Source organism: Shewanella sp. YLB-07, from assembly GCF_009377275.1.
Genome location: NZ_VOQB01000007.1, coordinates 133,495 through 155,434, shown reverse-complemented (window position 1 = coordinate 155,434; position 21,940 = coordinate 133,495). Strand labels below are relative to the sequence as shown.

The 21,940-nt window shown below is 44.6% G+C and carries 19 protein-coding genes; 12 read left to right on the top strand and 7 right to left on the bottom strand.

The annotated features are described in order from the left end of the window. Positions 1-148: 148 nt before the first annotated feature. The 6 genes from FS373_RS16740 to FS373_RS16715 all read left to right on the top strand — a co-directional run bounded on the left by FS373_RS16740 (position 149) and on the right by FS373_RS16715 (position 5,664). The gene (locus tag FS373_RS16740; protein ID WP_227992894.1) at positions 149-781 is read left to right on the top strand and encodes a DUF411 domain-containing protein; all 633 of its coding nucleotides are present in this window, start codon (positions 149-151) and stop codon (positions 779-781) included. Then, positions 778-2,769: a copper resistance system multicopper oxidase gene (locus FS373_RS16735; RefSeq protein WP_407695600.1), complete on the top strand. Its 1,992-nt coding sequence runs from the start codon at positions 778-780 to the stop codon at positions 2,767-2,769. Before FS373_RS16740 ends, FS373_RS16735 begins: the two co-directional genes overlap by 4 nt. A gap of 50 nt (positions 2,770-2,819) precedes the next feature. Further along, positions 2,820-3,548: a copper resistance protein B gene (locus tag FS373_RS16730; RefSeq protein WP_227992891.1), complete on the top strand. Its 729-nt coding sequence runs from the start codon at positions 2,820-2,822 to the stop codon at positions 3,546-3,548. A gap of 156 nt (positions 3,549-3,704) precedes the next feature. Continuing rightward, a complete protein-coding gene (locus FS373_RS16725) occupies positions 3,705-4,103 on the top strand; it encodes a copper resistance CopC family protein (protein ID WP_152829907.1) in 399 nt (132 codons plus the stop codon). After that, the gene (locus FS373_RS16720; protein ID WP_152829906.1) at positions 4,081-5,088 is read left to right on the top strand and encodes a copper resistance D family protein; all 1,008 of its coding nucleotides are present in this window, start codon (positions 4,081-4,083) and stop codon (positions 5,086-5,088) included. Before FS373_RS16725 ends, FS373_RS16720 begins: the two co-directional genes overlap by 23 nt. Positions 5,089-5,160: 72 nt before the next feature. After that, positions 5,161-5,664: a YybH family protein gene (locus tag FS373_RS16715; RefSeq protein WP_144046757.1), complete on the top strand. Its 504-nt coding sequence runs from the start codon at positions 5,161-5,163 to the stop codon at positions 5,662-5,664. Between the two features lie 341 nt (positions 5,665-6,005). Here FS373_RS16715 and FS373_RS16710 read toward each other — a convergent pair whose 3' ends face one another. The 6 genes from FS373_RS16710 to rmuC all read right to left on the bottom strand — a co-directional run bounded on the left by FS373_RS16710 (position 6,006) and on the right by rmuC (position 14,567). After that, complete coding sequence (locus FS373_RS16710; protein WP_152829905.1) at positions 6,006-8,015, bottom strand: transglutaminase TgpA family protein; 2,010 nt, start codon at positions 8,013-8,015, stop codon at positions 6,006-6,008. Beyond that, complete coding sequence (locus FS373_RS16705) at positions 8,012-8,959, bottom strand: DUF58 domain-containing protein (RefSeq protein ID WP_227992889.1); 948 nt, start codon at positions 8,957-8,959, stop codon at positions 8,012-8,014. Before FS373_RS16705 ends, FS373_RS16710 begins: the two co-directional genes overlap by 4 nt. 66 nt (positions 8,960-9,025) lie before the next feature. After that, positions 9,026-9,937, bottom strand: coding sequence for an AAA family ATPase (locus FS373_RS16700; RefSeq protein WP_144046755.1), 912 nt, complete (start codon positions 9,935-9,937; stop codon positions 9,026-9,028). A 112-nt stretch (positions 9,938-10,049) separates the two neighbouring features. After that, positions 10,050-10,799, bottom strand: a complete 750-nt coding sequence (locus FS373_RS16695) for an EAL domain-containing protein (RefSeq protein ID WP_144046754.1) — start codon at positions 10,797-10,799, stop codon at positions 10,050-10,052. A gap of 223 nt (positions 10,800-11,022) precedes the next feature. Then, on the bottom strand, positions 11,023-13,020 hold the full coding sequence (locus FS373_RS16690; RefSeq protein WP_407695599.1) for a transglycosylase SLT domain-containing protein: 1,998 nt from the start codon (positions 13,018-13,020) through the stop codon (positions 11,023-11,025). Between the two features lie 50 nt (positions 13,021-13,070). Further along, on the bottom strand, positions 13,071-14,567 hold the full coding sequence (rmuC, locus tag FS373_RS16685) for a DNA recombination protein RmuC (RefSeq protein ID WP_144046753.1): 1,497 nt from the start codon (positions 14,565-14,567) through the stop codon (positions 13,071-13,073). 296 nt (positions 14,568-14,863) lie between these two features. On the opposite strand from rmuC, the gene msrP reads away from it, so the two are divergent. From msrP to FS373_RS16670, 3 genes are all read left to right on the top strand, one after another. Beyond that, positions 14,864-15,886, top strand: coding sequence for a protein-methionine-sulfoxide reductase catalytic subunit MsrP (gene msrP / locus FS373_RS16680; protein WP_144046752.1), 1,023 nt, complete (start codon positions 14,864-14,866; stop codon positions 15,884-15,886). Positions 15,887-15,947: 61 nt separating this feature from the next. Further along, positions 15,948-16,583: a protein-methionine-sulfoxide reductase heme-binding subunit MsrQ gene (msrQ, locus tag FS373_RS16675; protein ID WP_322619524.1), complete on the top strand. Its 636-nt coding sequence runs from the start codon at positions 15,948-15,950 to the stop codon at positions 16,581-16,583. 194 nt (positions 16,584-16,777) lie between these two features. Continuing rightward, positions 16,778-18,424 (top strand): methyl-accepting chemotaxis protein, encoded by a 1,647-nt coding sequence (locus FS373_RS16670; RefSeq protein ID WP_152829902.1) that lies wholly within the window; start codon positions 16,778-16,780, stop codon positions 18,422-18,424. Positions 18,425-18,487: 63 nt separating this feature from the next. Here the strand turns inward: FS373_RS16670 and FS373_RS16665 are convergent, their stop codons facing one another. Beyond that, a complete protein-coding gene (locus FS373_RS16665) occupies positions 18,488-18,811 on the bottom strand; it encodes a hypothetical protein (protein WP_144046751.1) in 324 nt (107 codons plus the stop codon). A gap of 194 nt (positions 18,812-19,005) precedes the next feature. Between FS373_RS16665 and FS373_RS16660 the strand changes: the two genes are divergently transcribed. The 3 genes from FS373_RS16660 to FS373_RS16650 are packed head-to-tail and all read left to right on the top strand — an operon-like array spanning position 19,006 to position 21,938. Beyond that, the gene (locus tag FS373_RS16660) at positions 19,006-19,500 is read left to right on the top strand and encodes a putative 4-hydroxy-4-methyl-2-oxoglutarate aldolase (protein ID WP_144046750.1); all 495 of its coding nucleotides are present in this window, start codon (positions 19,006-19,008) and stop codon (positions 19,498-19,500) included. Between the two features lie 30 nt (positions 19,501-19,530). Beyond that, on the top strand, positions 19,531-21,357 hold the full coding sequence (locus tag FS373_RS16655) for an AsmA family protein (protein ID WP_144046749.1): 1,827 nt from the start codon (positions 19,531-19,533) through the stop codon (positions 21,355-21,357). Beyond that, positions 21,357-21,938, top strand: a complete 582-nt coding sequence (locus tag FS373_RS16650) for a BsuPI-related putative proteinase inhibitor (protein ID WP_152829901.1) — start codon at positions 21,357-21,359, stop codon at positions 21,936-21,938. Before FS373_RS16655 ends, FS373_RS16650 begins: the two co-directional genes overlap by 1 nt. Positions 21,939-21,940 lie beyond the last annotated feature (2 nt).

Sequence of the window (21,940 nt, the reverse complement as noted above, 5' to 3'; positions counted from 1 at the left end):
GATGAATTCTATCAAGAATCTCAGATCCGCCCGACGTTAACTCAGTTCTAAGCCTGAAATCTGATCGAACCCTGAGGTTAACTTTTAATCTTATGGGGCAATAATTTTACTTAGTTATTGTTTCAGGCTGCGTATATTCGGAGGCCCTATGGCTTCAAAAAACACTTTACCAGAAAACTCTTTACCAGAGACTAAGAGCTCAAGATTCATGCCTTCAAGTGAGGGCCGTATAAGTAAGAAACTCATGTTGACTTCTCTCCTCATAGCCACAGTTCTACTGGGAGCCAGTGCCGTGACCTATATGGATAGCCATCGAGTCTTGGCTGGCAAGGTCGCTAATGGAACTCATACCAGTAAAGAGGGAGTAATAACGGCTCAGGTTCATTCTTTGGCAGTGTATAAAGACCCCAATTGCGGCTGCTGCGGTAAGTGGATCGATTATATGAATAACTATGGATTCGATGCCAAAGCCCATGACACTGGGCAGTTGAGCTCGCTCAAACAAGCCAAGGGCATTCCCGCTAATGTTCAGTCTTGCCATACCGCGATATCTAGCCAAGGTTTCGTGTTTGAAGGTCATATTCCCGCAACTTATGTTCATCAGTTTCTAAACGATACTCCGCAGGGTGCGATCGGTTTGGCCGTCCCGGCAATGCCGGTTGGTAGCCCAGGAATGGAATATGGTGATCAATTCAGGCCTTATCAGATTTTACTGCTTAACAAAGATGGCAGTAGCAGTGTCTATGGTGAAATTAACTCACTAGAGGAGTCAGTATTATGAATAAAATGCTTAAATCGTCTCAATTAATGGAGCTTGGAAGCTTAGTCAAGGCCCCTGGAACGCTATCTCGTCGCCGATTCGTCATGGGCGCGGCGAGTGCTATGATGCTGGCCAGTCTACCTTTCACTCAGAGCGTGTTAGCCGCGTCGTTACGCAAAGGCTTAACGACGCTCAGTGGTAAAGTGTTTGATCTTAGTATCGATTATCAGACCGTTAATTTCACTGGCACCGATGTCCGCGCCACTGTGGTTAATCAAAGTATACCTGGGCCTCTGCTTCGTTGGAAAGAGGGGGAGTCGGTGACCCTTAGGGTCAAAAACAATCTGGATGTGTCCAGTTCTATTCACTGGCACGGTATTATCCTGCCGGCAAATATGGACGGTGTTCCCGGGATCAGTTTTGAGGGCATAGAGCCCGGGGAGACATTCGAATATAACTTCACTGTTGGCCAGAGCGGAACTTATTGGTACCACAGTCATTCAGGCTTCCAGGAACAAACTGGCATGTACGGCGCTATCGTTATCGATCCTAAGGATGCCGATCCCGTGGCATACGATCGGGAATACGTGGTGATGTTGTCAGACTGGTCAGACGAAGAGCCTGAGTCCATCTATGCCAAGCTCAAGAAACAATCCGATTATTATAACTTTCGTGAGCGCACCTTAGTCGATCTCTTCGATGACATCTCAGCTAATGGTTTAGTTAACACCTGGAATGCGCGTTCTATGTGGAATAAGGGGCGAATGAGTGACAGGGATATTTCGGATGTGACCGGGTATACCTATACCTATCTGATGAATGGCAATACTCCAGAGAAGGGCTGGCAGGGACTGTTTCGCAAGGGTGAAAGAGTGAGACTCAGATTCATTAACAGCGCGGCCATGACCATTTTCGATGTGCGTATTCCGGGTCTGAAAATGACTGTGGTGGCTAGTGATGGACAGAATATTCAGCCTGTCAGCGTCGATGAGTTTCGTATCGGTGTCGCCGAAACCTACGATGTGATTGTCGAGCCCGAAGTTGACAATGCTTATTGTATCTTCGCTCAAAGCATAGACCGCACCGGTTTCACCTATGGCAGTTTGACTTCAGATCAGGCTCTTAAGCCTCTTATCCCACCCATGGATCCCGTTGCCGTGTTAGTACACAGAGACATGGGCATGAACATGGAAGGCATGGATCACAGTGCTATGCAGATGGATACGACCGGAAATGGTGACAAAACCATGGACATGAAGGGCATGGATCATAGTGCTATGCAGATGGATATGGCCGGAAATGGTGATAAAACCATGAACATGGAAGGCATGGATCACAGTGCTATGCAGATGGATATGGCCGGAAATGGTGATAAAACCATGAATATGGAAGGCATGGATCATAGTGCTATGCAGATGGACATGAATAAGGCCAGTGTTACGGGTTTGGGGCTAGCCGGATATGGCAGTAACAATGAAATTAAGCATATTTCCAGTGAATTTGGTCCTCAGGTCGATATGCGGGCGGCGAGCCCCCGCAGTGGCTTGACCGATCCGGGAATAGGACTCAGGGACCATCAAAGCTTGTACAAGCGAAAAGTACTCACCTATGCAGATATCAAGGGGCTCACTCCAACACTGGATAAAAGGCAGCCTAGCCGGGAGATCCAGCTGCATCTCACAGGCAACATGAGCCGTTATATGTGGTCGGTAAACGGCATCAAGTTTGCCGATGCTGCTCCACTGGAACTTGAATTTGGTGAGCGAGTACGTATCACCTTAGTCAACGACACCATGATGACCCATCCCATGCATTTGCACGGGATGTGGAGTGAATTGGAAACGGGTGATCCAGATTTTATTCCCCGTAAGCATACTGTGATAGTGCAACCGGGTTCGAGCATCAGTTATCTGGTGACGGCCGATGCGTTAGGTGGCTGGGCATATCACTGTCACCTGTTGTTCCATATGCCGGGCATGTTCAGAAAAGTTCAAGTTAAGAACGCATAACTATAAGCTCAAGTAAAAGCTCAAAGAAGGGAATAAATATGGAGTCGCAAATGAATACTAATCTGATAAATCGTTATCCCTTTATCGCCATCGCTCTGGTCGCTCTGGTAAATCTGGCCAGTGTCGACACGGCCTATGGCGCAGAAACCGACGATCCCTTGTTAACCAAGGTGATGATCGATGAGTTTGAGAACGATCTCACTAGTAACAGTACCACCAGCTGGGGAGCACAGGCCTGGCTTGGCTATGACCTGAATAAACTTTGGATTAAGACTGAGGGGGAATACTCGGGTGGAGATGTCATCGATGCCCAAGTTCAGGCCCTGTATAGCCGAGCTATCGCTCCCTATTGGGATCTGCAGATGGGAGTGAGACGTGACTTGGAACCGTCTCCTTCCCGTGATTGGGCTGTGCTCGGAATTCAGGGGCTCGCACCCTATTTCTTTGAAATAGATGCGGCGCTTTATGTGGGAAAAGAGGGGAGAACGGCGGTTAGCTTCAGTAGTGAATATGAGCTCTTGATCACCCAAAAGCTCATCTTAACTCCTGAGATTGAGATGAACTTTTACGGACAGAATGATCCCGATGTCGGTATCGGATCTGGCTTGTCAGATTTTGGTGCGGGGCTGAGGTTACGCTATGAAATAGTCAGGGAGTTCGCGCCTTATATCGGCGTCAATTGGAGTAAGAAGTTTGGTAACACGGCAGATTACGCGAGGGATGAGGGAGAGGAAGATAGCGAGACTCAATTTGTTGTCGGTTTCAGATCTTGGTTCTGAGTCCGGTTTTTATCGCCGATATCAAGAGGTGGAATCGAGAGTAGAAAAGAAAATAAGCTTCAAGAGTCAATCGACATTTGAATGATAAATCTAATGGTTACGTAATAAAAAACAAATTAATCAACATATTAAATAATATAAATTGAAGGGTACAAAATGAAATTAATTAAGACAATCGCTATCTCTGCCACCATGATATTTAGTTCTGCCGCGTTTGCGCATTCCGGGCTGATTGAGTCGAGTCCTGCGAAGAATGAGATGCTGCAAGGTTCGCCCCAAGCGCTGGTGCTGACATTTAGCAGTCCGGTACGCCTGGTTAAATTGACCCTGAAGGATGGTGCTGGTGATGACATCAAATTTGGTTTCAAGCCAAACATGCAAAGCTCAAAGAAATTCTCCCTGGATTTACCTCAATTGTCCCCCTCAAGTTACTCGGTTAACTGGATGATCATGGGAGAAGATGCCCATAAGATGAAAGGAAAATTTGGTTTCATGGTCCATGAAGTGATGGCTAAGGCGACTGAGCACGATCATGCCAGCCATTCCCATGACTGATGTAATGGTGTTAAGCCTGTTCGACATAGTCGGCATCATGACTAAATGGCTCATCTATATTGGCGTGGCGTCGAGTCTGGGCGGCTTCTTGATGATCGTAATGAATGTCAGGTCGATAATCAGGCAACAGCAAATAGATTCAAGTACAGGAGCAGGTATTGACGACTTATCCGGCTACATGAGGAAGGGGGCCATGATCGGAGTCTTGGCCGTTGCCATGAACTTCTTCATTCAGGTAGGTTCGTTTGCCGAGACCGGTCTTTCAGGAATGTGGGATCCTATGATGACCGAAATCCTCTGGCAGAGTTCTGTCGGGGGCTCCGTATCCTGGCGTATTACTGGTTTTGTTTTGGTTTTGGTTACCACATTTATGCCTGTTAACCGAACGGGACCCGCTCGAAATAGTGCATTGGGTCTACTCCTGATGGCTACGCTTTGTTTGGCGTATTCATTCACCTTGATAGGTCACAGTGCCGATATGGATGACTTAGGTAAATGGCTGGTGGCTCTTCATGTTGTTGCCATCGGTGCCTGGATTGGCTCACTGATCCCTTTATGGACCATGTGTGGCCGTTTAGAAGCGCGATCACTCAAGGGTGTCATGGACTTGTTTGGCAAGCAGGCCATATTTATCGTCGCTGTTGTGGTGATCACGGGACTGATATTGCTAAGCCTGCTGTTTCAAAGTCCTGGCGAGTTTATCGACACTGGCTATGGAAGAGCCATTTTGACTAAGCTTTTCATTATCTCGGCGATTCTGGCGATAGCCGCACTGCACAAGTTTAGCTTGGTGCCTAATCTTGATGATAACGCATCGGAGTCTGGCTCGTTAGTCGTGAAGCTGAGCTCAAAGCCAAAACAAGGCGAGGCGAACTCAGTAGGCATATTGAAGCGTTCAATTGGGGTCGAGATACTCATCGCTGCGCTGATTTTAACCACAACCGCTGTGCTGTCCAGTGTGTTGGGGCCACAAAGTCTGGCTTAAACGGACGAATTGATTAAAGCAGGGCTTTTTATCCTGCTTAAAAGATATATAGAAAATAAATAAGGAAATGAAATGCTTAGATATCAAATAAAGCAATGGCGAGGCCTTTTATCAGGGCTATTACTGCTCTTAGGCGCCAATTATTCCGGTCTTGTGCAGGCACACGGAAATGAAGAACATCCAGCCGCGACTAAAGTATTTATTGGCATGGAACAACCTGTGGCCAAGGTGGTGAGTGAGTTTCATCGCGCTATCCAGAGCGGGGATGAGGCGTCAGTTAAGAGGATATTGGCAAAAGATGTGTTGATCTATGAAGGAGGCAACGTCGAACGTTCGCTACAAGAATATGCCAGTCATCATATGAGGGCCGATATGGCTTATCTCAAAGGATTAACAGTCATCATGCTCGAGCAGCAGATACAGGTGTATGGCAACACGGCAATTTCTATGTCGGTGACTAAATCGTCTGGTGTGTTCAAGGGAAAATCGATAGACAGTCAGGGGATGGAAACCTTAGTACTGAATAAGGAAACTGGTGGAGAGTGGCAGATAGTTCACATCCATTGGTCGAACTGATCTTTTTGTCGCAATATTTTGTTTTAACCTTCTCGTTTTAGTCTGCGAGTTTATACCATTCCGAGTAAGTATCTGATCGTTCTGACCAGATACTTATATGGAATGGTATTAAGCCTAAGGATGGGCTGGAATATGTCGATAAGAGTTTAGTGCTTCCTTCGACGTAGATATATTCAGAATGATACTGGCTACTCCATAGACTCAATGATTGAATCTATGGAGATATGTTGTGCAAGTTTAGGTATGCGGGGCAGGATGCTCCGCTTTTTTCTGACTGAAATATGGCCGGTTATTACGTCATCACTATTGTTGAATGCATATTTTTCGTTTACCGTTTCTTGTTAGAGTTTGATCAGTTTAAGCTTCAACTTCCTGGATAATCGAATAAAAAGTTTAGTGGTGTTTTTTTTGCCACTGGGCGTTAATGTTCGATATTTAAGCGCGACGTAATACTGAGTCAATAGAGAGAAATCTTTAGCAATCGCAGGTAGCTGACTCTCTACGCTATGGCAAAAATCTATCGGGCCCTGCTCGAGCCGCCTGGTCACGCCTTTCTTATCTAATAACCGACAGACTCTTAAGTAAGCCGATGATATTTTATCTTTATCTCTGCTGAAATGCAGTAATCCGGCACTGTATGCTATTACTAATATGATAAGAGCCAAGCTTGAGAGCATGAAAAAGGCTAATTTCTCTGTGGTGACCTTCCCCAGCAACTTATGTAACACCTGCTCTTGTTTACTCGAATCGAAACCTAATACCCAGACACTCCAATAGAAATCTATGCTGGCTAAATTTTGCCTCAGCTCATTGAGAAGGGGATAGTCTCTGAGCCTAAGTGTACTGAAGGGACTGTCGATAAAATAGCTGTCCCCTCCTTGAAAATAGGCGTCGAAACCTTCGAGTATTCTCTCCGGTGCTATCATAGAGGTGGGATCGAGTCTTATCCAGCCTCTGTTCTCTAACCAGACTTCTACCCAGGCATGGGCCATATATTGATAGATGCTGAGATATTGGGCTTGTTTATTCCATTCGCCGCCCTGATAGCCTGTTACCATTCTTGCAGGTATCCCGGTAGCGCGAGCCATAACTGTTAATGCACTGGCATAATGAACACAAAATCCGGCCTTGTTTTCCAATAAGAAATCATCAATTTGCTGTGGACCTACAGGTGGTGGCGTCAGAGTATAAAAATAGGCTTGCTCGGTGAAGTAATTCATCATGGCATTGAGTCTCTTTACCGGGTTTGGGTAGCGGACTGCAAAACTCTTGGCTAATTTGTGGGTTCTGGGGTTACTCAGCTCCGGAAGCTGTAAATTAATATTCCTGACATGATCTGCGAGTGTTAAATCCATGGGCATAGAGGGGAAAGATTTGACACTGTACTGAAACTTTTGTGTGAGGCTCTTGGTGGAATAGAGGCGGTAATCCGGCAATTGGATGATGTTCCTTGTATCGCTGAAAGCGACGTCCAGGCCGAAGAGCCAGTGTTGATTGCTCTTCTGTGCAATAACAGAATAATTCAGCCAGGTCCCAGTGGCAGCAGGCACAGTCGATGACGCTAAATTATTTGATTCCAAGGTTTTAATGCTTTCGTGTTGTCTCCAGGTCTGACCGTCGTAATCTTCTAAGACCAGAGCCCGCCAATAGAGTTGATGATTTCTGGGGGGAGTGCCATCAAACTTGACCTGAAATGCGAGAGCCGCAGAGCGTGTCAGCCTGCCTATTTCACCGAAACTCACTTCATCTGAGATCCCAGTTTGTTCCGTTTTTAGCTGCGGCATCAACCACAGGGGAGGTAAACGAGGAAACACCAGGAAGAGCAGGGCGGCTAAGGGCAAACTTTGTATGATGAGGCTAAAACCTATTCTGGCTGTCTCATTGAGCCTCACATCTTCTCGGTAGAGGCTAACTAACACACAAGTGTTAATCGTGGCAATGAAGATTAATAGGATAGAGAAGTAGACAGATTGATGCCCGAGTAAGGTGATCGCGATAAGAATATAGCCGACAATGACCACAATTCTGACATCACGCCTGTTTCTCATCTCTATATATTTGAGTGAATAACCTAAAATCAGCAGGTTGATCAAGCCGTTGAGTAAGCCAATTTTTGATGTGACCAGTGCTAGAGTCAATGCCGATGCCAGGGCGAGTGCTGTTACCAGCAAGCGAGGAGGCTTGGCTACTCTTCCCATAAAAATGCCGTAGCGCCATACCAGGCAGATGCCGCAGATGGCCATGGTCCATGGAGTCAACTTGTCATAGAGTGGCAGAAGTATCACGACATTGATGATGAGTAACCAAAGTAGACTATGCCGGGATATGATCTCCTGCTGCGAGGGCTTCATTTTATCTCCCCATCTCTCACAGGAAGAAGTGCTATGGTTTGTTGGCACATAAGCCGATGGCTCTCGCCATCCGAAGGAGGGATCTTATGTTGGCCTATTACTAGCCCGAAAATATGCCCACGTTCACTGAGTTTATCGATGGACCAAGTCAACTTACTGATCCTTTCTTCGATGTCCGGTGAGCCTAGATTATCTAAAGTGAGCCAGAGGGGTTGTCCTTGGGGTTGCTGAAATTCCTTGCTCAGCATGCCTCGTCCCTGTGCCAGTTGTTTCCATGCAACCTGTTTCAATGATTCTCCGGGAATATGTTGCCTTAGGCCTTTAAACTCATCGACTCCCTGAACATGTATGCCTTTGTCTAAGGTGTCACTTATATCGTCTGTTTCTAAAGAAGACAGCTCTGATTGTGACTCGATGGGATTGGCAAAGACGATCACTTGATTAGCAAGATCTATATGTGACCAGGCTCTGCATAATCCAAGCGGGTATCTCGACTCTATTTTCAAGCGCCTGGGGAATATTCTGCCTCGGCTAAGGTTTTTAAATTGCAGCAGAGAAACCTGTGGTTCCTCTTTAATCATTTTGAGCACATTGACCTGGTTATTGGGATAGGAAAGCAATACTTCAAATTGAGCTTGTCTAGAGGACAATTTTATTGGGAATACCAGTGTCTCTCCAGCGTAGGCTTGAGGAGAAGGAGATGAAGTAAGTGAGAGCCCGGCAAGGTTTTTATAACTGTAGATGATGCAGGTATTAAACAGGCTTACCAGTAAAAAGCTTAATCCTATTATCAAGTTGTTCTGATAATTAGTGCCGAGTATAAACAAGAGTAAGATCAGACTGGCCCACAATAGGCCGAAGCCCGTGGGTAGAATGAAGATACTTTTATGGGCTAATGTGACCTGTTTCGATGGCGGTAGCCTACGTGCTAACCAGGCGTTCAACCAGAGCGAAGGTCTCCAGAGCCTTGTGGATTTAGTGGAGTTAGCACGATTCATCATAATGCTAATTTACAGTATCGGGTTGACGTTGCTGAGAATTTTTTGAGATAGGGCAGCTCCCTGCTGTTGACTACTGCTGCGGATCCTATGCTCGGCTACCGATGAGAACACTGCCTGTACATCCTCAGGGACAAGGTAGCTTCGTCCATTGAGAAAAGCCCAGGCTTTAGAGGCTTGGAGTAGTGCCTTGCTCGCCCGTGGTGACAGGCCAAACCCCTCATTCTGGACGCGGGAGGCTTCGACGAGTGCGAGCACATAATTAAGTAAGGCATCTGAAGCCGTAATTTTCCCAACATCTTGCTGTAACTGAACCAGTTCGATTTGGGATATACACTGGGGAAGAACCATAACCTGGGGGGATTGGTCATGTCCTTTGAGCATTTCGAGTTCGGCTGCAGCGTTGGGATAACCAATGGAGAGGCGCATCATAAAGCGATCGAGTTGTGATTCTGGCAGTGGGAATGTGCCCGATTGCTCGCTGGGATTTTGAGTCGCTATTACAAAAAACGGGCTGGGCAGTGGGTGAGTGATCCCATCGACTGTGATCTGACTTTCGGCCATGGCCTCGAGTAGTGCGCTCTGTGTCTTGGGACTGGCACGATTGATTTCATCCGCTAGCACCATCTGTTTGAAGATAGGCCCAGGGTGAAAGATAAACTGAGCTTGCTCCTTATCGAAAATAGAGACTCCTAGAATATCGGCGGGTAACATATCGCTGGTAAATTGTATCCGCTGATAAGTGAGCCCCAGACTCTGGGCGATGCCATGGGATAGGCTGGTTTTCCCCATACCGGGAAGATCTTCGATCAGCAGGTGTCCTTTGGCGAGAATACATGCAAGTGCCAGCTTTATCTGTTCTGGTTTGCCTAATAGAACACGCCCAAGTTGAGTGATAATATCTGAAATTGTCTGTTTGGACATTGAATTCCCTTTACTGGCATTATGGTTATTACTATGCGGCAAATTAGATTCTTGATCCAGTTTCTTGGTTTGACTCTAAGTCTAGGTCAATTCGTTACCCTTGCATGGCTTGCTAGTTCATTAATTTTGCAGGCAAAGGCTCAATGTTAGTCAGGTTTTCATCGAGGGCTAGTAGTGGTGTGACAGAAGGCGCTGTGATGAATTGGGACTTAAATAAAAATCCTTGCACCAGATCTATACCGAGTTCTTGCGCGAGCGCAAATTGTTGCCGGTTTTCTACGCCCTCGAGGACAGTTTGTTTACGGCAATCCTTAGCAAACCGGATCAGGGCTTTCATCAGATATTCTTGCTCTATATTACCCATTTGATTAAGCCAGTGGATATCAAACTTTAGGGTATCTACTTGGCCTAACAGGGCTAGAGACAACATGGAATGTGGGGCACCAATATCGTCGAGTGCCACATTTATCTGTTTGGATTTTAAATGGGATACCAGTATTCTCGAGAGATTTGCATCATTGATGCAAGTATTCTCGATGATCTCTACGGTTAAATTAGGCCGAAGCGATAATAAATTCAACATGTGTTGGCTTTTGGGGCCTATGGCATGGGGGTCTAAGTTGATAAACAGAGGCAAAGAGGCAATTGAGTGTTTAAGTTGAAAAAACTTAGCTTGTATCTCAACTTTTTCTAATAGAGATGCTTGATTATGCAGATGATCGAAGACGATATTGGGTGGCGTGTGACGGCCATCGAGATCGGTAAATCTAGACAGGGCTTCATAGCCATAGACAGACGAGTCCGAGGTGTTGATCAGGGGTTGATATTCTGCGCCCAGGTAAAGATTATCCAGTGATACCATCAAGTCGATCTTAATATTTTACGTTAATGATAATTATTCACAATAAAGGCTGACTGTCTAAGCTTTTTACCTGAAACTGGGTTCGAATGAGCTAATTTTCATCACACCGGTGAAATCTGATCATTTTTCAATTCCCAAGGATTGAGACACTGACGTTATTGTATTAAGTATCCTGAAAGAATCTTAGTCATGCTTGCCGAGCAGACGCTTAAGTACCTATTGACTAATATTTAAAATCGAGCTCTTTAGCCGAAAACAACTCGGGTTTCTTACCTTGTTTGATTTGGTAGATGACTCGATAGCTAAGCACTGCTTGTACATACTCACGGGTTTCGGTGAAAGGGATTGCTTCGATGAAGGCGACAACATCGAGTTCTCCATTGGTTTTCTTTAACCAGCGCTTAACCCTATGGGGACCAGCATTATAAGCTGCTGTGGCTAACACACGATTATTATTGAACCGCTTTAATAGGGAAGCATAGTAAGCACTGCCGAGACGAATGTTTATCTCGTTGACGTACAGGCTACGTGTGCCCTTGTATTTGACTCCAGCTTTCCTGGCTGTCTCTTTTGCGGTTGCTGGCATGAGCTGCATCAAGCCTCTGGCGCCGACCCCAGAGGTTGCGTAAGGGTAAAAAGCACTCTCTCTTCTGGCTATAGCCCTGAGCTCATCGATATTGACCTTCTGTTTCTTGCTGGCTGTCACGAAGGCTTGCTCGGCTGCATAGGGGAAACGCAGTGTCATGTCGTTCCACAGTTTGCCTTGTATGCTGGCTTGAACACCGAGATCGTACCATTTATTCTCTAATGCCAATATTGCATACTCTTTTTGCATTGCTTGGCTGTGTCGTCCCAGCATTTGGACCCATTCAGATCTGGCGTCAATGGTTTTATCTATGGCCAGTAGCTCAATCACACGAGCCAAGGCTTTATCATCGAAGATTTTCTGTCTAAGTGCCGGGTCACTGACGGTATCAACGTGCTCGAGTTGATACTCACCATTGAGCTCGTGTGCCGCGGCATAGCCATAAAAATTTCTACGCTTGCTCAAGTTCGCTAATCTGCTGCTAGATGGGTTTTCGACAATATCTGAACTCGGTGCTGAAGTGGCTTGATTCGAGGTGATTTTATCGACCCTAGACAGCCAATATTGCCATCTGGATTTAGCTTTTTTCTGTTCACTCAACTGGGGTAAGTAGGCAATAAGGCTAGTGATGTCAGCCTCTCTGATGGCCCATCTCAATCGTAACTCCACCAGATCATCACTGTCTAGTAGTGGCAACATGGTATCGACGAATGATTTTAGGCGCTCTTCCTGTCTGATGATGGCGCGTTTGACAAAATAGCGGCTGAGTTTTCTACCTTGATAATCACTAAATCTGTCCAGTTTTTGGTAGGTCATATAGAGCTTTACAGCTTGCTTGAGATCTTTTCTCGCCAGTTTCTTTAATCCAGCGGCGACGATCTCGCCATTAATTTTTGCCCGCCCCATAAATCTTTTCGTGTGTCTCAGGCTACGGGGATCTTTATATACAGACAGGAGTCGCGTTACTTCGGCTTGATTACCAGTGATCTTTCTGGACAGATAAGTCAGTAATCCGTGTTGATTGGCATTAAAACTGAGGAACATACGTGACCAGATCATCTCTTGAGTGCGATAACCTGCTTTTTGCCAGACCTGAAAGAGCGGGTCACACTCTTCTGGCCTCGACTTTCCATAAAGCCAGAGAGATTTAGCGCCTTTAAAAGCGATATCTTTATCGCCTGATGCCAACTTAGCACGGTAGAAATAACACTGTAAAATGATGTTGTTGGGTCTGCTTGGACTGACCATTAAGAAGTCATCCCAACGCCGTTTGGAGCCCGTTCTCATTAAATAGCGATATCTAGCTGTGTTAAATAAGGGAGTATCTTTAAATTGGTCAATCTCAGAGCTGGCTCTGCTACCCTTATGAGTCAGAATGCCATTGATATTGGAATGAAAGTCCAGATAGACGGTCAGAGGGTAGTCATCGAGTTGCTTACGTAATTTATTGTAGCTGCTGAACTGCTTGTTTTTGAGTGCTTTTCGCGCATCTAAGTATGTTTGTTGCTCGGCAGTGTAATTACTGGCATGGGCTGGGTTAACAACCGAGCTAGCCATCAATGTCGACATTGAGATCAGGCTCAGGCCAGTATAAAAAAACAAGGATTTTAACATGCCATTAAACTGCTTATGCATTGCGTCTTCCTTCAATATCCATATTTATCAGGAGATCATCTATTGACTGACTAATTCAATTTGGACTCAAGTCCTGGATAGTCTGATAGTGCGCTATCCAATAAGCGCTGATCGATTTTTTTACTGGTATCCACACCCAATTGCTGCATCTGATGGGCTTGTCGGACTAAGTTTCCTTTACCATTGGCGAGCTTGCTCATGGCGTTGGCATAGCTTTTCTCAGCGCCTTCGATGGCCCTACCGAGTTTTTCCATATCTTCGATATAGCCGCACAGTTTATCGTATATCTTTCCTGCTTGTTTGGCGATACGTTGAGCGTTTTGATTTTGATATTCGTAGCGCCAAATGTTGTTAATTGTCCTTAATGCAACCAAAAGATTGGTAGGGCTAACAAGCATGATGTTGAGCTCTAAGGCATAGTTCACCAGACTAGGGTCATGTTCAAGTGCGAGTAAAAATGCCGGCTCCAAGGGGATAAACATAAGCACGTAATCCAGGCTGGTTAGCCCATGAAGCTTTTGATAGTCTTTTTGGCTCAGCCCCTTAATGTGACCCCGGATAGAGAGGACATGATCTTTAAGTGCCTGTGCTTTGATATCTTCATCATCATTGTTGAAATACCGCTCATAGGCGACCAATGACATCTTAGCATCGATGACGACATCTTTATTTTCAGGCAAATGAACGATGACATCGGGCTTAAAACGCTTACCATCATCATTCTTAAGCTCAGTTTGAGTGTCATACTCATGACCCTCTCGCAAACCACTCTCTTGTAATACACGCTCTAAAATGACCTCTCCCCAGTTACCTTGCTGTTTATTGTCACCCTTGAGTGCCCGGGTGAGGTTGATAGCGTCTTGACTCATCTGCTGGTTGAGGGCTTTCAGTGATTCGAGCTGGTGTCTGAATGCACTGCGCTCGGATTGCTCATTAGTATAAGATTCCTGAACCTGTTTCCTAAACCCCTCAAGCTGCTGTTTAAAAGGGGCTAACACCGTATCTAAATGCTGAGTGTTTTGGCTCTGTAACTTCTCACTGCGCTCTTCAAATATCTTGTTGGCGAGATTTTCAAATTGGGTTGTCAAACGGATTTCAGCACTCTCTAATAGAGAGACTTTATCTTCCAGAGCTTGTTGCTGCGTACTAAATTTGACGGTTAAGGTCTGTTGCATGGCATTGGATTTTGACAGGGCCAGTTGGGTTTCCATCAATTTTCGCTGAGATTCTTGCAGTTGGCTGTCTAATTGAGGAAGACGACTCGATTCGGCTTGAGCTTGTCCTAATGCACTGAGATTTTTTTCGACCTTAGCGTATAAGGTTTCTATTTGTGCTTCTTTATCTAGTAGCAATGAATCCCTGTGGCCGATCTCAATTTGGATTTCATCTAACGTATGTTGGTGTTGGTCTGCAAGTTGGTTTTTTACTTCTTGCCACCTCTGTCGAGTCAGACGTTGGTTCAATAAGGCGCCGATGAGCAGAAACAGAAAAGCGACCGCTCCTAAGACTATGATTTCGGGTAGTGACAGAGGGAGATTAGTAGGCATAAGAAGGTGGCCATAAAGAATGAAGCGAATAGCCTCTCATGCAAGATGACTCTCTTCAAGTGGCATCTTGCATTTTTTAGCGTAAATGAATAACTCTTAATCGTATGTTGCTAATATGTTTAATCTTGGTTGGAGGTATAGATGAGTGTTTTGAAGACGATTAAAGGAGGTGAATTGATTGCACTGTTTAAGCACGGATTAAGTTAACTGAGATTTTAGGAAATTTTTTGTTACTTTTTCCTGTCTAATACTTGTGTGTGATTTTTAATGCTTAGAACCCAGAAGAGGCTGTAGAGATGAAGTTTAGCAAAGGTATAAGACAAAAAGCCCCATGGGAGCTTAAAGATTCTGATGTGACGCCGGAATCCGTGTTTAATGACCGTCGCCGTATCATAAAGGCGATGGGACTTGGCGCTTTAGGTGCGAGTATTCCAGGCCAAGTTCAGGCCGGAATCTTCGATCTTTTTGGTGACAAGAAAATATCTCAATTTCTTACCTCACCCTTAACTTATACCTCAAACTTGAGTTTTACCGGTAATGGGGCGACAACGCCGTTCAATAAAATTACCACCCACAATAATTTCTATGAGTTTGGTACCAGTAAACAGGACCCTTCTGAAAATGCTCAAGGGCTAAGTGTCGATCCTTGGAAACTTGTCATCGAAGGAGAAGTAGAGCGTCCGTTGACGTTAGATTTAGACGATTTAACTCAGATGATAGCTTTGGAAGAGCGTACCTATCGTCTTCGCTGTGTCGAAGCTTGGTCTATGGTGGTGCCTTGGGTGGGATTTCCTCTTGCTAGCTTATTGAAAAAGGCCGGTGTGAAGAGTCATGCTACTCACGTGGCTTTCGAGACCTTGTTTGATCCCGAGCAGATGCCTGGTCAGAAGAGTCGCTTAATGGGCGGCGGGATCCATTACCCCTATGTGGAAGGCTTAACCATTAACGAAGCGATGAACCCACTATCCTTCATGGCGGTTGGCTTATATGGCAAAACCTTACCGCCTCAAAATGGGGCGCCAATACGTTTGGTTGTGCCTTGGAAGTATGGCTTTAAGAGTATTAAGTCCATCGTCAGGATCCGAGTCATGGATAAGCAGCCACCCACTAGCTGGAACCAGCTTGCGACCCATGAATATGGCTTTTACGCCAATGTGAACCCAAATGTTGACCATCCACGTTGGTCTCAGGCTACTGAGAGGCGTATAGGAGAGGGGGGCCTGTTTTCGGCCAAGCGGATTAACACTCAAATGTTTAATGGTTATGGTGAGCAAGTGGCAGATTTATATCAAGGGTTAGATTTAAAAAGATATTTCTAGTCAGAAATTGAAGCACGCTATGGACAATAGCGGAGATAGGCTCAGTGATAAAGTGGGAGGAATAATGCGGTTAACTTCGAAACATCTTTTTTGGCTGAAAGCCATCATACATCTGGTCGCTTTATGGCCTATCGGTTATCTGGTTCTCTCTGTAATATCTGGTGATGCGGGGGGGGATCCTGTGCAGTACATTATTCATTATACCGGAGTCGGAGCCCTCAATACCTTAGTGATATTACTGATGATATCCCCTTTAGCACGTCGCTTAAAACAAGGGATATTGATACAGACTCGCCGTCTAATCGGCCTCTATGTGTTTGCCTATGCTAGCTTACATATTATGGCCTTTATCAGTTTAGATCTCTTGTTTGAATGGTCACTCCTGTTTCAGGAGATCCTTAAGCGTCCCTACATATTAGTCGGGGCTGTGGCTTATCTGGTTCTAATCGCCTTGTCCGTTACCTCATTAAAAGTCATTAGAAAGAAAATGGGCAGACGTTGGCAGCAATTACATAACTGGGTTTATCTGGTCGCCATCTTAGTGCCTATTCACTTCTATTGGTCGGTGAAGTCTGAAGTCATCGAGCCCAGTATCTATATTTTAATCGTCATTGGTTTATTGACCCTAAGACTTACGATAGGTAAAAAGTTATCGCAAACATTCACTCGCTTAAGACTAAAGTTGAACAGCCAGTAAAATGAATATGATGTAGCTTCATTGAAACAGTACTTAGAAAGCATGACGATGCATTTTTAAAGCTGGGTCGGCTAGGGTAAGAGGTGCAAATCATTACCTTGTAATAAATCCAAGCGATCTTTGACAAACAGTGAAATATCTCCAAAAGTTATGATAGGTAAATCAGCTTGCCACAAATTGCTTAAGGATTGTCAATGGACACGATTATTAGCCTGTTTAGAAAGATAAAAATCTCGAGTCGCCTGTTTATCATGTTGGGTTTATCCATACTCGCTACCATATTAATGTTCCTGTTTGCGCTTATGAGTATCGATAATATGTTGGTTGGTGAGAAAGAGGCCAAGATATCTTCTTTGGCCGATGTGGGTGAGAAAGTCATTAGCGACTATTATCAGAGATCCAAACAGGGGCTGATAACTGAAGATGAGGCCAAGTCTGGTGCCATTATGGCGCTGGACACATTACGGTATGCAGGGAAAGAATACTTTTTCACCATAACTACCCAAGGTGTGATGGTTCAACATGCTTTCGCTAAGAAACTCGTCGGGACTAATGTGCTCGGAATGAAGGACCCTAACGGCGTTCGATTATTCGAGGAGATGGTCAAGGGGACCGAGCGACAAGACTCAGCGAAAGTCGAGTATATGTGGAATCGACCAAATGCAACGGCTCCGAGTCCAAAAATGAGCGTGGTGAAGCGATTTAGACCTTGGGGATGGATTGTCGGTACGGGTATGTATGTCGATGATATCGATGCGCAAAAATTAGATTTTACCTGGATGTATCTCTTGGTGGTGGCGCTCGTTTGGTTTCCGGTGATCGCTATTCTATTTGCCATCATTCATAGTATATCCAGGCCGATGAGAGAGACTATTCAAGCGCTAGAGAATATAGCAAAGGGAGAAGGGGATCTGACTTTGAGGCTCAAAGAATCTGGAAATGATGAGCTCAATGAGGTTGCAGGTAACTTTAATGTCTTTGTGGTTAAAATCCAGACACTAGTACAATCAGTCATGGATTCAGTGACACACAGCCGCGAGCTAGCGGTCGGTTTAGCCAGCATCTCAACAGAAGCGAGTAAAGTCACCTGCAACATGCAAACCGAAACTGAAAGTGTAGCCACTGCAATTAATGAGATGTCTATGGCGGCTTCAGAAGTTGCCTCTAACGCACAACTCGCGGCAGATAGTGCTGGGAGTGCCGATGAAGAAGCTGATAAAACGACTAGGGTCGTCGATAATGCCGTTATTAAAATAAAGGAGCTCTCCGAAGAACTGGAAAATACCTCGGAAGTGGCTCAAGGGCTGCAGGTTAGTTCAGGAAAAATTGGGCAAATTTTAGATGTTATCGTAGGTATTGCCGAGCAGACAAACTTATTGGCTCTCAATGCAGCTATCGAAGCTGCGCGGGCAGGGGAAGCGGGTAGGGGGTTTGCCGTGGTTGCGGATGAAGTGAGAACTTTGGCAAGTCGTACTCAAGAGTCTACCCAAGAAATTAACGGCATCATAGATGCGATTAGGGGATCGATAGAGAGTGTCAATGATTCGGTTGGGCGAGCTAAAACCCGTTCTAGTCAAACTGTAGAAGAAACCTCACAAATTGTTACTGCATTAGTGACCATTAAATCCTCAATCAGAGAGATTTCCGATATGAATATTCAAATTGCGGCTGCAACGGAAGAGCAGAGTTCGGTCATTGCAGAATTAAATATGAATGTGACTCGAATCAATGATATTTCAGTAGATAATCAACAGAAGAGCGTACAAATTGGTGAGACGAGTGAACAGATCCAGCAAGGCTCGACAGAATTAGATGGGCTTGTCTCCAGCTTTAAAGTGTAATGGCAACATCATACTAAGACTAAAATAAGTCCTAGTTGAAAATAGAACTAAAAACCAGGCAAATTAATTTGTCTGGTTTTTTAAATTAATCATGACTTGTACAACGTCATCATATGAGATGTTGAATTGTCTGGAGAGATTGATGACTTTAGTTTTATAAGTTTGAATGTTTTCTTGTTGGGTTATTTGGTGCTTCTTCTTTGCAACCAAGTCTTCTACCGTATCTTGTAATATGAGTAAACGACGTAAACTATAATCAAGCGAATCGATATATTTAGTCATTTGCTGTTTATTTCTTGCTTGAGATAAATCACTCGAGTGTTTTTTATCGAAGCCGTATTCATCTAAAGCCGCAAGCGCATTCTGTAAGTCATTGTTATCAAGCATTAAAATTCACTTTTTCCGAGTAGGTAAGAAGGACAGTATTAGTACGTTCCCATAATGAGCCAATTATAGACTTTTTGTTCCGGCTCTCAAAGGCATTTGATCATATAAAAGCCAAAGTAGGTAAATGTTTCAGGATATTCTTGTTGTGGTAATAGTGAACGAGTAATCTTTAATTTTATTTAATGGAGAATAAGATGAAGGACCTGCTACCTGATTTATTCGATTATTTTAATAATGAACTGGTATTGTTAACTACTCAATACAAGCAATACGGAAAGCGTACAATATTTTGGGGTGAGCTTGTTACCATTAAGTGTTTTGAAGATAACTCAAAAGTAAAAGAGATCCTTAAAACAGAAGGTAAGGGTAAGGTACTCTTCGTCGATGGTGGTGCCTCGATTAACAGGGCCCTACTTGGTGACTTAATCGCCTTGAGTGCAGTTGAAAATGGTTGGGAAGGTATCGTTATCAATGGCTGTGTCAGAGATGTCGGTGCGTTGAAACTGATGGATATAGGCATCAAAGCCATTGGTTCTAACCCGATAAAAACACAAAAGAAAGGTGTAGGGGAAGTCAATTGTATGATTTCAATGGATAACATTATAATCACACCGGGTATGATGTTATATTCTGATGAAAATGGCATCGGGATCGCCAATACCGAACTCGACCTCTCTCGCTTGCTCTAATTTTGCTCAGCTATTTGGATGGAACCTGTTATGAAAATTGTTAAATGGTTTTTTATTGTCTTATTTCTCATGTTCGCGAGTCTCGCGGCCTATCTGACCTTGGTTTTTGATCCAAATGATTTTAAACCTGAAATCGTCAATGCGGTAAAGAAGCAAACAGGACGGGAGCTCATCATAGGAAAAGATCTCACATGGACATTTTTTCCAAGCATAGGTATCGAGCTTGGAGATATTACATTATCTAATCCTAAGGGATTCGATAATGACTCTATGTTAAAGGTGAACAAGATCGTTGCACAAGTAGAGCTTTTGCCTCTGTTTAGTAAACAAGTAGAGATTGCTAAATTAAATCTCGATGGCTTGGTCGTCAATCTGGAAACCCGCAAAGATGGCCGTACCAGCTTCGACGGTTTACAGAGTTCTGCCGCGGAAGATAAACCAGCTCAACTTAATGATACTACTGCTTCATCGGGCAACTTATCGAGTCTGGATATTGGTGGTGTCTCGATCACCAATACACAAATTCGAGTCTCAGATAAACAAGCCGGGACCGAACAAGTATTTAGTCTGGATAATTTAACCCTTGGGAAATTCTCTCTGGGGGAGTTTGCTACTCTCGAGTATCGCTTCAGTGCTGAAATGCCTGATATGACACTAATGAGTCAGGGCAAGGGCTCAATTAGAGTCGCCCAAGACATGACTAAGGTTCAGGTTAAAGATTTTAAGATAACTAACGAGGTAGCCGGTGAGGGAATCCCCAATAAGCAGTTAGATATCTCATTGTTAACCCAGCTGGAAATCTTGCTAGAGACCAAGCAAATTCATCTTATCTTGGATGAATTAAATGCAGGTGACATCCAGGCCAAAGGTAAATTGGATATCGCTTATGGTCATAAAGTGCCTCAAATCATTGCTAAGCTGGATTTGGGCGACATAGATCTTGATAAACTCCTGCCACAAACAGATAAAGCTGACAAGACCAAGGAGAAGAGTCAAGCTGAGGCGACTCAAGTTGAGCCAGATTTAAGTGCCATGAAGTCTCTTGATCTCACCTTGGCGCTAACGGCGAAATCCATCAAGGCGTCGAATATGATGACCAGTAATTGGATTATGGCTATGACGTTGAAGAATGGCATTCTCAATCTGAAGCAGCTCAATGCTGATCTCTATGGCGGAAAACTCGCCGTGACTGCTAGTCTCGATGGTCGCCAAGCCGTACCTAGTTACAGTTTTGAAAAATCGGTTACAGGGGTTCAGGTGAGAGAACTCTTGAAAGATGCGGTTGATGTCGATCTGTTGGCGGGAACGGCAAACTTCAGTGTTAAAGGCAAGGGCAGGAGTCTGCTTGCCGATAATATCAAGAAGAACATTGCCGCAAAAGGTAAGTTTGAGATTGCGGACGGTGCCCTATACGGAGTGAATATTCCGCAAATGATCAGAGAGGCCCAGGCAAAGCTCAGTGGTGGTGGATCATCTACAAGTTCATCTGAAAAGAAAACCGACTTCACCTCATTGACCGGGTCTTTTTCGGTCGTCAAGGGCGTCGTATCAAATCCGGATCTGCTGATGTCCTCTCCGTTAATCAGGCTTTCGGGGGCTGGAACGGCCAACATTATCTCCGAGGCACTGGATTATCAATTAACCACTGCAGTGGTGGGTTCCCTCGAAGGGCAAGGTGGAGGAGATACAGACCTACTCTATGGCATTGAAATTCCATTCTTAATCACAGGCACTATGTCGGATCCCCAATTTGCTTTAGACACCGCAGGACTGTTTGACGCTAAATTGAAACAAGAGGTAGAGAAGGTGCAAGATAAGCTCAAAGATAGTCTGTTAAAGAAATTAGGTGGCTTTTAATGAATAAATTATTCTGTGTTTCTCTTGGGATTATCGCCTTATCTGCTTGCTCTCAAGAAGTATCGCAAGCGGTTGCACCGACTCAAGTTAAACAGCAATCAGTTGTCCAGGTGGAGCCTGCTAGAATCGATGAATCTTCATTAACGTCTTCAGAGTCCTATAAACTGGCTAAAGGGGCTGAAAAAAAGGAGAGCAAGATGGAGAAAGGATTGTTATCCGGACAGTTACAAGTCTCATTGAAAACGGGTTTTACTGTGTCACTCATTATCACCAACAATCAGAGTTTCGCTGTGCCAATTCAGTATCGATCGGGCATGACGGCAGATCTTCACTTATTGGACCCTCAAGGAAATAAAATCTGGGCGTGGTCCGATACCATGATGTTTACTCAGGCGATACGTGATGTGGTGATACCCGCCGGTAAAGTGATTCCGGTGAGATTTTCTCTGCCTAAAGAAGCGTTAGCTCAAGTTAAGGGGAAAGGCTATAGCTTAGTGGCGATTTACGCTGGACATGCAACAGAATCGACGAAAGTGGCGATGGGGAATGTGCGTTTGTCTCTAGATGAATACGTAAACTAGCT